We start from the raw sequence: 14061 nt of genomic DNA, 5'->3' as shown, positions 1-14061 counted from the left end.
CTGTCGTGTCGCTGATTTACCGGAGATTACCGGAATATTCACCGGAAGATTCTCCGGACCTCTATTCCCCGGAAACTATTCTCCGGGGATAATCCTCGGGGAACATTTAACGTTATCAGGCTTCTTGGAAGTTGTATGAGTGAGGCAGATGGTAGCTCACAAGACCTTGACTGGCTATCAGATTCGATACTGATTGAGCTTCATGGTCGGGATGGTGAAGCGACGACACCGGAACTGGTCAAGCTCACAGGAGCAGAGGATCGGCACCAAATTTTGTATCGAGTAAATAGTATATTGGAGCCAAAGGGGTTAGTCGAGAGCAAGCAATCTGAGGAGAGATCGGGTTCCAGAATCCCGCCCAAATCTATCAGTCTCACGACGCAAGGTGATGGGTTAGCAGGTAAGATACTCAATAGTTCTGACGACCAAGATCAGTCATTTGCCTCAGAATTTCAGCGGCTTCAATCGCGGGTCGAGAAACTAGAGTCGACGGTCGAGGAACAGGCAGATGAACTCGATGAAATCCGAGCCGCATACAATCAAATGGCTGACTGGATCGAAGATCAGGGTGGATCGCCGAGTTAGCTGACCTGCCTGCAAACAGTTGCTTATCTAATATAGGATGAGGGGGACAGCAATTCGTTAGATGTTACCTGAGCTATAGTCGGGGGAGCTGATCGGACTGGTTCTGTTGTTCCTTTTCGTTCCCTTCTTCCTCGTCCTGTTGGTTAGTCGATTCGTCCTCCGAGGTAGTCTGTTCCTCGTCGCCGCTCGCAGATTCTTCATCTAACGTCCCATCCTCAGCGTTACCACCATCTTCACCATCTCCACCTTCCGTAGCATCGGAAGCATCTTCTACATCCTCACCATCTTCGGCTTTCACACCCTCACTAACATACTCCGAGTCTCCACCTTCTTTCTCGCCTTCCTCTGCCTCACTGGTCGTTGAATCTCCGGGCGGACTACCTTCGGAAGCAGTTGCCTCTGCTTCGGCAGTGGTGTCGGTTGTCCCATCGTTGGAATCCTTGGCTGCCGGGCTCTCCTCGCTCTCGACGTCGCCCGCTCCCTCGGATTCACCTTCGCTTTCGGTATCAACCTCGTCGGGATCGCGCTCGACGACCGACGACGGCATATTCATCTCCTTGGGAAGCAGCGGGCGCGTGACCTCGCCCTGTTCGTAGATCATCGGCTCGTCGTACTCGTCGTTGTTCGCATCGGGGAAGATCACGAACTCAAAGTCGTCCTCGGTGGGCGTGTTCGGCTCGCCGTGCTCGTCGGTAAACTCGACACCGGGCACGAAGGGCTCTTTCACGGGCGTCCACTCAGCCTGTAGCTCGTCTTTCGTCTGATAGACTTTGGATTCGCCGCCGAGTTGGACGTGGAAGTTGCCTTCCTCCTCTTTGTCATACTCGTAGTACGCCGGAAAGTCCTCGCGTGGTGGATCGGCGATGTCCTTCGGGCCGGAGAACCGAGCATGTATCTCGCCGAGGTCGTCGGCGAGTACGATCTCGTCGCCGTCGTCACGCCACACGGTTTCGTTCGATCCGCTTTCGTTGGCGGGTCGCAAGGCAACGAGGTCGGGATCTTCCTCGATCGTGAACTGCTTTGATTTGTTGTAGAACCAGCGATTGTCGTCGTCGTCTTGCTCGCGAGCGAATATCAGGTTGTCCAGGTCGTCGTCGTACATGATCCGCTCGCCGCGCCGCGCCCAATACTCGAACAGGCTTGCGTGGTCGATCTCCTCGGCGGCCTCGCTGTCCTCATCGTAGCTGCCATCCTTCGTGGTAAAGACGCACTTCATCTTGGCGTCCATCGCTTTCCGAAGGTTGGTCATCGTCTGCATCGGCTTCGTGATCGTCGACGTCTCCGCCTCGATCGACACGTCCCGGCCCTCGCTATACTCGTAGACTTCGCCGAACTCGGTTTTCAGCTGGTTTTCGAGGTCGTGCATTTCCCCGACTGTCTCGGCCTCGGTGGGGTCGACCGGCATGATCGCCACGCCGTCGGGGAGCTCGCCCTCCTCGTCTTGGGTCGGGAGCGACACGACGTAACCCATCCGCTCGTAGGCGAGTTTCGACTGTGAGAGTACCCAGCGGTGATCTAGTCCACCGCCCGATCCCGACGACCCGGTATTCTGTACGAGCCCGGCGACCTCGCGACCCTCCGGGGTGAGCCGAGCGTGAACCTCGTTGTTCTGGCGCTGCTGTTCAAGATACTCGTCGTCGGCTTCCTCGATCTGATTCGCCGTCTCGCTGAGATACCCAAGATTGCCCTCGGCGATCGTCGCCCACGCTTCACGCACCTTCTCGTGGTGGACAAACTCGCCGATCATGTCGTTGCGCACTTGCGCGCGCTCGACCGCTGCGAACAGTTCGTCACGCTGGCGGGTGTCCTCGTCCTTGCCGCTGTCGAGCCCGGCGGCAATCGCCTCGGGATCGGCGTCGCCACCCGATCGGAACTCCGAACTGTCGCGGATTTCCTGCGAGGTCATTCGCTCGGTCGCGTACTGTTCGAGCGACCGCTCGATCATGGCGTCGACCTCCTCCTCGCTGGCGCTCTGCTCGTCGAGTACCTCGTCGATCGGCGGGAAGCCGTTGACCTTGTACGAATAGGTAAACTCCCCGTTATCGTCGCGGTTGCGCATATAGAACTGGTACTGAGGTAGGTTCGTGAGGTCGCTCGCGCTGACCTCATCGCTGTGGCGGGTAACGATCGTCTGTGCCTCTTTGTGGCGCTGGGGATTGAAGTTCGCGAACGTCTGGCACTGGCCGAGAATCGCGTCCTGAATCCCCTCCTCGCCGCGCAACTGGTTGGTGAGGTCCTGGCAAGCAGGAATGATCGACAGGTTGTACGCCCGTGCCAGCGACAGGATCTCGGCGATCGACGACTGACCGCTCACGATCTTATCGAACTCGTCGAGGATCGAGTAGAACATCGGCGGGTCTTCGCGCTCCTCGTCGTCCTGTAGTTTCTGCACCGCCGACCACACACGCCGAATGAGCGCCGTCGCGATGAGCGTCCCCGCTGTTCCGCCCGTCGAGGTCATGTCTCGCACCACGATGATCTTCCCCTCGGCGACGGCCTCCTCGACGCTAAACGTCGATTCCGGGTGCGAGACGATCGAGCGCATGAGGTCGGACTCGACCCACTGCTGTAGGCGACCGATCAACGGCTCAATGTCGCTGTCGTCCATGTCGGCTAGCTGCCGACTCGCATAGTCGACGATCCACTCGATTCGCTCGTCGGATAGGTGCTCGGCGTACTCCTGGCGACCGCGCTCGTCGATCAACGCATAATACATATCCAGCAGCGTCAGATTCCGACCGCTCTTAGCCATCCCTCGGGCCATGTTCCGAACGACACGGCTCATACGCGGTCCCCAATACTCGTCTGAACCACCGGCCTGAGAGACGAGCGCCTCTATATCGTCCGCCATTGCTTCGACAGACTCGGCGAACTGAGCAGATTCGGGTTCGGGATTGCCTGGTATCTCTAAGAAGTTGAACCCGACCGTCTGCTCGCGGTTGCCGCCGATCTCAATGTAAACTAGATCGTCTCGCCGGTCCTCGGGCACCATCGAGACAAAATCGCGAGCGTCGTCGGCTTTCGGGTCGTAGAACAGCGCTCCGTAGTCCCGCCGAATCATCTGCGTAAAGAGGTTCTTCAAGAGCGTGGTCTTCCCGAACCCGGTCGACCCGCCGACGAACATATGCAGTTTCAGCTGCTCCGGGTGGATTCCGGCCTCTGTCGCCTTCCGAGCACCGCGTCCTAACCAGTAAGGACTGTCCTGGTAACTGCTCGATAGCAGCACGTCTTGTTTCTCGTGAGGGGTGAGCTCGATCGGATTGAGATTCTCCCCTTCCCAATCGAAGCGCGGTGTCCCGATCGGCACGGGATCACCGGCTCTCGTGTTGGTCCAGTCGATATGCTGGTTCTGCACGTCGTCGCTCGGCAGGTGAGCGAGTCCGGCGAGTTCCTCCGGCGTACATTCAATACTGGATTTACGATCGAGGTCGCGGGTCACGACTGATTTCGCGAGGTCGCGAACAGCGCGACCGTTCCATCCCGGCAGGTAGCTCGACGCCGGACTCGCGTAGAAGCGCTGATTGAGGTTCGTCCGGTAGCGGCTCTCGATCTGGCTGGTAAGACTCTCAAGCCGATTGGTGGCACGGTCTTCCGTCGGTGCCGAAACGAGCATCCGCATCTCGACGCCGAATATATCGCGATTCTTCTGCTCCTCAATGACCCGAGCAGCCTCTTTTTCCTGTTTGGTGGCGTCTCGACTGTGGAGTAACTCGGCGTGTTCACCTCGGAGTGCTTCTGCCCGCCTGTTGACCTGCTTTCGACGTAGCCAGCCCCGTTTCACGGGATAGAACACGAGTTGAAACATGATCCGAGAATCGTCGTCTCGGGTGAACGGGCCGATCAAGTCTTTGTAGGGATCGCGGGTGTTCCCACGGCTGCGAGTCCCGAACCCCCCGTTTTCGATACTCTTGATCGGGTAGGTGGGATCGCGCATGAGGTTGAACCGGGCTCCGGCGAGCGCATGGTCGGCCTGAAACATCCCATCGGGGACGCTCTCGAAAGACTGGCGGACGTTCGTGTGAGGGTAGTCCTCGGTAATCTGCTCGTGGAAGTTCTCACCGGTAGCGACGTCCTCGGGAATGTAGTGGTAGGTGGTGCGTTCCCCGTCAAACCACATCTCGAAAGCGTGCGTCTCGCTGTTGTTGATGACCCCGAACTTGGTCTGATAATGGAATAGCCCTTCCAGCAGGTTCACGGCCTGCTCGACGCCGTTCTCACCGTGGTAGGGTTGGAGCTTGTAGATCGGCGAGTCAAAGCCCTCTGCTTGACCCTGAAACTGCTCTGCGGTGCTTTCTGAAAGCGTTGCTGCTCGGGCGAACGTCATCTTGTTGCTTCGACGGATTCTGCTCAGGAACGGCATTAGTCGTCCTCCGTGCTGCTATCGTCGGTTTCACCCTCTCCGTCGCTCTCACCGCTGCCATCGGGGATCGGGGCTTCCTCTTGACCCTCGCTCTCTGGCTCGCTCTCGTCGTCCTCTGCGGTGTTCTGCTCCTCGTCGTCCGTCTCTGTCTCCCTGTCGTCCTCACTACTCTCGGGAGCGTTCTCGTCGTCGCTGGCAGCGTCCTCGCTGGGCGTGTCGTCGGTATCGTCCCCATCGGACTCGTCGGGACTGCTCTCGCTCTGCGCGGCGCTCTTGTCGCTCTCGTGGCTACTGTCAGCCTCGCCCTGTTCGGGTGTGGTGCTCTCGTCGACGTCGGACTCACCGCCGTTCGCCGCGATCCCTGACCCGAGCACGTTCGGCTGTTCTACAAGACCGCCGTCGTCGTCGCGAACGTCGCTCTCGTCGTCATCCTCGATCGACTGGGTGCCGGAATTGGATTCCTGGGCTTGCTGCTCCTCAAGCGATATACCCTCCATGTAGGCGTCGAACTCCCCGTGCTCGGACTCACGATAATCCACGAGTCGGGCGGCGTAATCGCTCACGCGCCGCTCGATGAGATAGCGGTCGCCCTCGACGTCGACGAGTGCCTCCGAATACTCCATCGCGTCGTTGTCGCCGGTCGCGAGGCCCCCTGAGACGAGTGCGGCCTGCTCTTGGCTGAGTCCGAACTCCATCGGCGTCTCGACGTCCATCTCGCCGAGGTCGCGCCAAATCGCGATCGCACACTGCTTGGCGATCACCTTCGCTGCTCCGGCGTCAAAGTCCTCTCCTGCCTGCGAGATGAAATCGAACATGAGCCCGGTGTTCCGACCCGCCCGGACCATGCTCTCGATCTGATCGGCTTGGGCGGCGTCCCGAAAGAGGTCGTGCGCCTCGTCGACGACGAGATCAACGTGGCCCCGCGTCTGCTTGGCGAGCTCGTAAGCGTGACTCGTAATCAGGGCCATCATCATGCCCTTCGCCGCCGTCGAGTCGTTCTCAAACTTGTTCATATCGAAGTAGACGACTCGATCGTACAGATTGACCTCCGACTCACCACACAGATAATCGTAGGTTCCGCCGGGCTGGAACTCCTTGAGCCGGTTTAGCAGCACGCCAATGTCCCGTTTGAGTGAATCTTTCTCCGACTCGGTTTCCATGAAGGTGTATTCCTCCGGCTCGTCCTCGATCTTCGCGAGCGTCTCGAAGTAATCGTGCATCGTCGGCGACTGCTTGCTGTGCGTCTCGGGATCGTTCGTGATCCCTTCCTCGTCGTCCTCGGGTCCGGCCTGCTTGAACGTCTGCCGGACGGTCATATTGATAGTAGAGCGGATCGCCTGTGCCTGTTCCTCGGGCGCGTTGTGCATGAGATAGATTTGGAACATATCGGTGATGAGACGCACCTTATCATCGAGCGATTCCTGGGTTCCACGAGCGTCCTCGGGTGGGCGGATCTCGAAGGGGTTGATCGTGGTTTCGCCGACGAGAATTTTCGGCCCGTTGAACGCCTCTACCGGCCCGTCGAACCCGCGAGCAATATCCACGATCACGGTGTTCTGATCGGGGTTGCGCAGCAGCTCTTCGATGATGTGATTCTTCATATCGAACGACTTACCGCTCCCCGATCGACCGACCCAAAACCGGTGTGGCGCGGTACGGCGAAGCCGGTCAACTTGCATCATGCCGAGTGGATCGCCGGTGTTTCGCTGACCGGTTTTCGCGATTCCGTAGGTCGTTCCCTCCGTTTCTCTCGGCGTGTATCCACCGAACGGGAACAGACAGGCCACGCCGTCGCTCGTCATGTCGAATCGGGTGTCGACTCGGCTCTCCTCCTCTAGATCGTCCTGAATCGTGGGACTGGTACTCCGCAACCCGGCCAACTGGCGTCCGTGAGCCGTGGTCGTCGAGATATTCGACGCCGAACACCGACTGATAATCCGTCGTCGTGCATCCTGCATGGCGGACTTCGACCCGGCACGAATGGTGATCGCCATACCCACCTCGAAACACTCGAGGTCGTTCTCTTGCATCTGCTCGCGAAGCACCTGCTTGTCCGCTGCGAGCGACGTCGCATCCTCTACGTCGGCGTCTCCGCCTTCCTTTTTCACGACTGCCGCACCGGTAATGAGCTGGCGCTCGCTGGCGAGCGAGTCGAGCTTGTTGTGATAGTCGGTGGATTTGAGGTAGATCGAGAGATCGTAGCGAATCTCAGGCACCGACAGTATATCCTCAAGCAAGCCCGTCTCAGGGTGCTTCGGCCACCCGGTAATCCAGAGTGTCGACGTGTATTGATCGTTCAACTCGACGTGCTGGGTTCCCGGCTCGACGTATGAGGGCGAGTAAACCAGTTGATCGCGGGTGCTCTCCGACGTGTGACCGCGAAGCGAGGTGACAGTCGAACTCACCCACTCGCGAGCGCTGGCGATCCGACCTTGGTCCTCGTCGCTGTCGTCGCCGTCAGGGGCGTCAGTATCGGTCGCTGGCTCGCTTTCGCCCTCTGCTGTTGCAGTTCCCCCGTCGGTCGCGGCTTCCGGTGTGGGCGCGCTCTCGTCGCTCTCAGCGTCGGCCTGTTCGCCTTCACTCTCGCTCTCGTCCTCGGCGCTCTGACCGACGTGTTCCTCGTGGGTTGCGGCGTCGACGTCGACGGCGGGATTGCTCACACCGCCCTCGGTGGTCATGGTCGAATACTCGAACCGATCGTCGGTATCGGGATCGAGCCAGTGACTTCGGAATAGTTGCACGAGCTCGTCGGCGTCGAGACGGCGAGCGACCGTGAACGCCTGTACCGCGTTCTCGACGGTGTTCACCCGGTTGTCGAGTAGGGCGGCCTGCGAGGAACGCTGGTTCTCGCTGGCTTTCACGATCGAGAAATTCGAGAACTTGTCGATGATCGACTCGGAGGTGTTGGCCTCATGGGGCTTGACCGACGTAATGAGGTGGATCTCGCGGTCCATGATCCCCCGATCGGCGAGTTGATCGACTGTCGCCTCGACTTGCTCCTCGGCGTACTTGCGGGCGTACTCGGGCGTGCCACCGTCCTCGGTGGGGTAGCCGTTCCGAGCGGCTTCTTTGAGTCCCTCGACCTGCTCCCCGGCGCTGGGGATGGTCTGTGAGACGCGGATCTTGACGTCGAACCCGGTTCCGCCGTCGCGAGCGATCGTGCTGTTGATGCTGGTCGCGAGTTGGCCGACCTGGGCGAGCCACTGGTCGTCACTCCATTGCGAGGAATTGACCGGCGACACGCTGACCACGCCGATGAGTGTCCCGTCGACGAGCTCGACCGCCTGATGCTCGGGGTGAACGTCGGCGACACCGGGCACCTCCTCGGCGTCCTCGGCGACGAGGGGCATTCGCGTCCGCTCGCGAGCGTATGAGTAGGTCCGCGAGAGGACTTCCAGCGGCGTCGAATACCAGGGTGTGATCTTCACGACTAAGTAAAGTGTGAGCGCGATCGCTCCGGTCCCGATCGCGACAAACTGATTGAGTGGAATGCCGAGAATCGAGGTCGTAGTATAGAAAAACAGGAACGTCGGGCCGATAATGAGAATGATCTCACTGAGCGAGAGTCCCATGAAGATGCGATTGATCCCGCCGGTCTTGTCCTGTGGAATCACCGTTTCGAGTACCGTATTCTCGCCTTGATCTGCGCTCATAGGTTGCCTCCGTTGGAATCCGCGATTGTGTGCCGCCGCCGCGTATCGCTCGACTGCTCGATTTCGTGGTCGGTCGTCGTCGTGGAATTGCTGGTGTGGATCATGGTTGTTGAGCTACTGTTGAAGCCGCCGACGTCGTTCCTCGATATTCACGTACACCTCGTTGCTGCTGCCACCGCCACCGCTACCGCCGCCACCGCCGCTCTGAGCGTTGTCTTGAGAGAGCCCGCCGGGTGACATGATCCCGACTTTCCGGGCTTTGACGGCCATGCGGCCCACTCGTCCGGGGAGATTCTGCGAGGTCTGCTGGCCCTGTTCCCGGCCTTCGTCGACCTGCTCTTGTTGGCGACCGAGCGCCTCTCGCACTTTTTCCGTCGAGGCCGACCCGACGACACCGACACTCATCATGCCCGCACCCGAGCGCTGATAGAGGATGTACGGAAGGACGATCGCGCCGACGATTGTCCCGACCTGCAACGCGAGACTCAGGAACGCTCCGGCGAGTCCGGCACTCTGCATCACCTGTTGCATATCGGGACCGAACCCGACCGCGAGCACGGCCCCGACCGGCAGCGGAAGGATCACCAAATAGAGCCAGAACCGCCAGAGGGCGTCCATCATATCTGAGACACCCTTAACCGGGATCGCTCGGGCGGCGAATACGGCGGGCATCATGGGGGTGAGCGCGATCATCCCGACGATACGGAACGCGAAGATGAGCACCATCGCGATAACTATCCAGAAACCTAACAGATAGAATAGAATCAATCCGACTAGCGCAAGCCCGGCACCGCCGACTAACCCGTTTTCTAACTCAACCGATCCGACGAGCGCCCGATTAATGAGACTGGTAAAGTCGAGTATGATCCCCATGAGCGTCCACGAAATGTCGGATGCCATGATCCAGGCGAGCCCTAAGTGCATGAATCCCTGCTGCTGAACGTGGGCAGGGAGCATATCGAGGCCGAACCGTCCGAGTCCGACATAGACGCCGGTCAGCAGGGCGGCAATCGCAAGAGCGAGCGGTTGCCACAGCGTCTTGTAAGAGTTGTAGATGCCGCCCCAAAATGAGTCACCGCCGACTGCTTGATACATATTCCCGCTCGGCGGGGCCGGTGTGTAGGTAATCGTGCCGAATACTTCCTGTAGAATGAATGAGAGCGCGTTAGCGATCTGATTTGAAATGAACTCAAGGAATCGTGCAACGACGTCGAGCGCGGCGTTGATCGCGGTTCCTTTGATCCCGCTTGCGTCACTGCTGAGGCCGCTGCTGTTCGTGCTGTTGTTTCCACCGATGTTGATCGACCCGTTCGGTCCCGTTGACCGATTGGCGGCTCGATCGCTGAGATACCCGCTGCCGTAGGCTTGTTCGCCGCTTTCCGAGCCCCCTGATCCTGTGCTTGCACCGGTTCCGAGCCCGCCCGTCACGGACGAGTTATTGGTGGGGCTGCTACCGGTAGTATTCCCGGCTGAGGTGTTCCCAAATGGGTCTGTTTCGTTTTCGCCTCCATCCTGAGCGAGTACCGGCCCGACAGCTGCGGTAACGAGGACGAAAACAAGGAGAATGACCCGTATTCGGCTTGCTGTCATGAAAGGACGCGCACAGTGTTCCGCCGTAAAACTTTCTCCCTTGCCCCTATTTGCACAATTATATAAATTGAAAAATAAACACTAAACGACAGCTACGATGAAGTGGTAGAGTTGGTAGCGTTAGATGGACTCGACGCGCCGCCACTCTTAGACTGGATGCTCACGCTCTTGCATCCGATCCCTGGCCGATCTAGCTCACTTCGACCTCCGCCGAGTTGTAGGGTTAGCTGTGGGCCACTGTGGATATTCCCGAACAGTCGGTAGTCGACGACGGCTGTCCTCGTTTCACCCGCGCATACACCTTCGCTGGTACTCTGCGGTGTCACCTCGTCAGTTCCCTCCGCATAGACCTGTCCGAACCCGAACGGGAGTACGGGGACAGTCGTCGTCGCTCCTGGTTGCACGATCTCGCGCTCGTATCCTTCGTACACTCCGACGCTCCACCCGTCGCTCTCACCCGGATTCGTGCCCTGCTTGTAGAGGCGAGCACCGGTAACGACGGCTGGGGCGTTCCCGGTGTTTTCAAGCTTGACTCTCAATTCGCCTCCCTCGGCGGATATGACCTCTGTAACCTCGAATCGCGGTTGCATCTCGAAATCTACGGCATCGACTCGGGTTCCGTTTTTGACTGCATAGACCTCATACCGCCCGTAGGGGTACTTCTTGTAACCGTCGCCACCTTCTTTGATGACCGTAAATTCGGCTGTCCCTTCCCCATCCTCCACGTTGTAGGTCCCCCACATCTGCTTGTTCGCGTCTCTGACCTCCACTTTGTCGATATTCGCCTCCGAACGAATCGGGATATAGAGCTTCTGTCGGTCAAAATCGGGTCGCTCTCCGAACGCATTGACCTGCGACCCGCTGATGGTAGTAGCACCGCTTCCGCTGCTGTTTCCACTACTGTTTCCGCTCCCTCCATTTCCGCCCACACAGCCCGCGAGAGCACTGATCGCGCCGGTGGTCGCTATTCCCATAACGAATTGTCGGCGTTTCATGGGAATCCCGCCACGGACTCGCGGGTTAAACCTATCCATGTCGTGTCAAAATTTTGTTCAGCCGCTCGCGCCGACGCTGCCGCCGCCCGCTCGGTCTTACCAAACACTCAGACGGGACCGGCGCTCAGATGTTTGGTAAGAATACCCCCCCACAACCGCCGGACGGCGCGGCTCTCCGCTCTCGACTTTCGTGTAGAAAACAGGCTGCTCGGATCGACGCGCGATCTATAGTGCTCAGCAGAAATCCCCATATTTCTCTCCGCATGTACCTCACCAGCTGTCAGAACCGGTGTGCGAGATACAGAGGATCTATCTTGCACCTGGTCGCTACCGCTACCTCTTGCCTCTTAGGCAGGAAACAGGATCTAACAGACTCTATTAGTTACTACAGTTTGCGTGCTCTGTTTGCTGAAGGAACATCACATTCACTCGTCCAACCGCGTCGAAATCGCGCAACTGGTAGACGAGTTCTCGAACCCGAAGCGCAGTTCCATTACAGAACACCGTTTCAAGACACCACTCGCCATGATGTTGATGGTGAGTCGACCCGATGATGTCCTCGAACTCGTGCTGGAGAGTGTGGAGATCGCCGATCACGAGTGTGTGCTCGTAGTCGAAGGCAACTGCTGCGGTGACCTCTCCCTCGATTTCCTCCAGTTGGGTGTGGCGTTCGGTGTATTCTTGTATCGCTTCCCGGGCGGCTCGTGAGCGTGATTCGAGTCCTTCCGCTTTCCATGCCTCATCGAATGAATCGAGGACTTCCTGAGGGATGTTCAAACTCGTACGCATACCCACTCTTGGTCTGACCCGCAGTTAATGACAGTTATTACGGTTCCCGCGATTGGGACATAACAACCTCTACACGGGGATAGTACCTGTGTTCGCTCACGAATGCTCCACCAAGAGGCACTCGGGCTGTTATTCGGGGCTGTTGCACTCGGGGCTATCCACGGTATCGAACCAGGGCACGGGTGGCCTGTGGCTGCCGCATACGCGTTCGAGCAATCGAACAAGTGGCTCTACGGCTTCGCGGCGAGTTTCATCCTTGGAATCGGGCATCTCATCAGCAGTATCGCAATGGTGGGAGTGTTCTTCTACGCGAAAGCGTACTTCAATCTCACGCAGGTGAACGAACCGATCACGATACTCGGTGGGATTCAGATCGGCGGGCCGGTGAGTCTCGTTGCGGGTGTGCTGCTCATCGCACTCGGTATTCGCGAATACTACGGAGGACACTCACACGGTACTGAAAATTCTCATGCCGACGATGACCACGATCACAACCACGAAGGTCACCAGCACGACCACGACCATAGCCAGAGTCATGGCCACGACGAGTACTCTGACTCGGAGGGGGGACTCTGGGCTCGAATCAAGGGCGCGGTCCCATTCCTCGGAAGCGATTCGGGCTCACACGGGCACTCCCACGGTGACCTCGATGCTGCAGCGAACCGGGGACTCCTCGGGATTGCGTGGTTCGCCTTCCTCCTTGGATTCGCTCACGAGGAGGAATTCGAGATCATCGCGCTGTGCGCCGGATCAAATCACTGTCTTGAACTGATGAGTGCGTACGCTCTGACGGTAATTTTCGCTCTCGTCGGGTTGACGTTGCTGCTGGTTGCGGGGTACCAAAACTATGAGGAGAAAGTAGAGCAGTACACCCCCTACCTGCCAGTATTCTCGGCAGTCGTTCTCATCGTGATGGGGATGGGATTCATCATAGGCGTGCTCTGATCTTCAAGACTCAGTTTCGGCCTCATTCTTGCGACTACCAAGAGATGCGGTATGAGAAATCGCAATCCTCAGTTTGCATATCAAATAGCCAGGCGTCCGGCTTTTGATGTGCAGAGTTGAGGGGGAAACACAGTGATGTCGTCATAAAATGCGACCGTTGGGGCGAATAGGAAACGGGTTTCAGCAAACGGGCGGTGAGTCACCTAGAGAAAAACACCGTTGGCGAGATGGTGTACAAGATATGCGCTGTGTATGCAGCATCACCAACAGAAGCTACCACAATTCTGCCACCACCGACGTGACCGATGCAGAGGCTATTTCGCACTTGGCCTCTATCGCAATCTCTTGCCTCTTAGCGAGATATTCAGCTCTTAGTCCGGAATCCATGACTCAGTGAAAACAAAGGGTTATGACGGTTTCGCTGGAACATATTAGCGTACAATGGTAAGCACGATCGGACTTGATCTGGCGAAGGAACTGGCCGACACAGCCGAGACGCGTGCGAACGAGATCGACAACCCCATGGTAATCGCTATCGCGAATGCAGAGGGCACCCTCATCGTCAATCGCCGGATGGACCGTGCTTGGCTTGGATCGATCGACATCGCCCGGAACAAAGCCTACACGGCAGCTTGTTACGAAATGGCAACTGACGAACTCGGTAAAGCGGCTCAGCCTGGTGAACCGTTATACGGGATCCAGAACACCAACGATGACCGGATGGTGATCTTCGGCGGTGGCTACCCGCTTCACTCCGAGGGCGAACTCGTCGGTGCAGTTGGCGTCAGCGGTGGTGCGGTTGAGCAGGACATGGATGTCGCCATGAGCGTTGTCGAGACGTTCGAAGAACTCGATTGACGACTTCCACTCCCGAAGATTTATCGATACCGGTGAGAACAAGTCTTTCCTTCTACCGAGTATCTGAGCGAGTCTCAGTTTCGGAGACGAATCTACGGCTTCATTGAACCACTAGATGCCGTCGTGATCGATGTGCAACATTGAGCGGGTCAGACGTTGATTTCGGCCTGAAATGCCACCGCCGAGAGCAAAGTAGGAAACCGGGTGTCGGATGAACGGGTGGTGCGTCACCCGAACAAAACCACCTCTCTGGCGATCCGATGTGCAAGATACGCGCCCTGCATCT

At 58.2% G+C, this 14061-nt stretch carries 8 protein-coding genes; 3 read left to right on the top strand and 5 right to left on the bottom strand.

What is annotated here, in order from left to right; all coding sequences use genetic code 11:
• Positions 1-135: 135 nt before the first annotated feature.
• Complete coding sequence (locus C449_RS17875; protein ID WP_152415722.1) at positions 136-585, top strand: hypothetical protein; 450 nt, start codon at positions 136-138, stop codon at positions 583-585.
• A gap of 73 nt (positions 586-658) precedes the next feature.
• Here C449_RS17875 and C449_RS13110 read toward each other — a convergent pair whose 3' ends face one another.
• The 5 genes from C449_RS13110 to C449_RS13090 all read right to left on the bottom strand — a co-directional run bounded on the left by C449_RS13110 (position 659) and on the right by C449_RS13090 (position 11972).
• A complete protein-coding gene (locus C449_RS13110) occupies positions 659-4909 on the bottom strand; it encodes a type IV secretion system DNA-binding domain-containing protein (RefSeq protein WP_049914200.1) in 4251 nt (1416 codons plus the stop codon).
• Positions 4910-4944: 35 nt separating this feature from the next.
• Positions 4945-8598, bottom strand: a complete 3654-nt coding sequence (locus tag C449_RS13105) for a VirB4 family type IV secretion system protein (protein ID WP_006078515.1) — start codon at positions 8596-8598, stop codon at positions 4945-4947.
• 114 nt (positions 8599-8712) lie between these two features.
• Positions 8713-10026: a hypothetical protein gene (locus C449_RS13100; protein ID WP_006078514.1), complete on the bottom strand. Its 1314-nt coding sequence runs from the start codon at positions 10024-10026 to the stop codon at positions 8713-8715.
• Between the two features lie 254 nt (positions 10027-10280).
• On the bottom strand, positions 10281-11183 hold the full coding sequence (locus tag C449_RS13095) for a hypothetical protein (RefSeq protein WP_049914196.1): 903 nt from the start codon (positions 11181-11183) through the stop codon (positions 10281-10283).
• 378 nt (positions 11184-11561) lie between these two features.
• Positions 11562-11972 carry a CopG family ribbon-helix-helix protein gene (locus tag C449_RS13090; protein ID WP_006078511.1) on the bottom strand — a complete coding sequence of 137 codons (411 nt, stop codon included), beginning with the start codon at positions 11970-11972 and terminating at the stop codon, positions 11562-11564.
• Positions 11973-12074: 102 nt separating this feature from the next.
• On the opposite strand from C449_RS13090, the gene C449_RS13085 reads away from it, so the two are divergent.
• Complete coding sequence (locus tag C449_RS13085) at positions 12075-12917, top strand: hypothetical protein (protein WP_049914194.1); 843 nt, start codon at positions 12075-12077, stop codon at positions 12915-12917.
• Between the two features lie 441 nt (positions 12918-13358).
• A complete protein-coding gene (locus C449_RS13080) occupies positions 13359-13775 on the top strand; it encodes a GlcG/HbpS family heme-binding protein (RefSeq protein WP_006078509.1) in 417 nt (138 codons plus the stop codon).
• Positions 13776-14061: the final 286 nt, after the last annotated feature.

It is taken from the genome of Halococcus saccharolyticus DSM 5350 (assembly GCF_000336915.1).
GTDB lineage: Archaea > Halobacteriota > Halobacteria > Halobacteriales > Halococcaceae > Halococcus > Halococcus saccharolyticus.
Note: the sequence above shows the minus strand (reverse complement) of the source record. Positions and strands in the feature narration are given on the sequence as shown.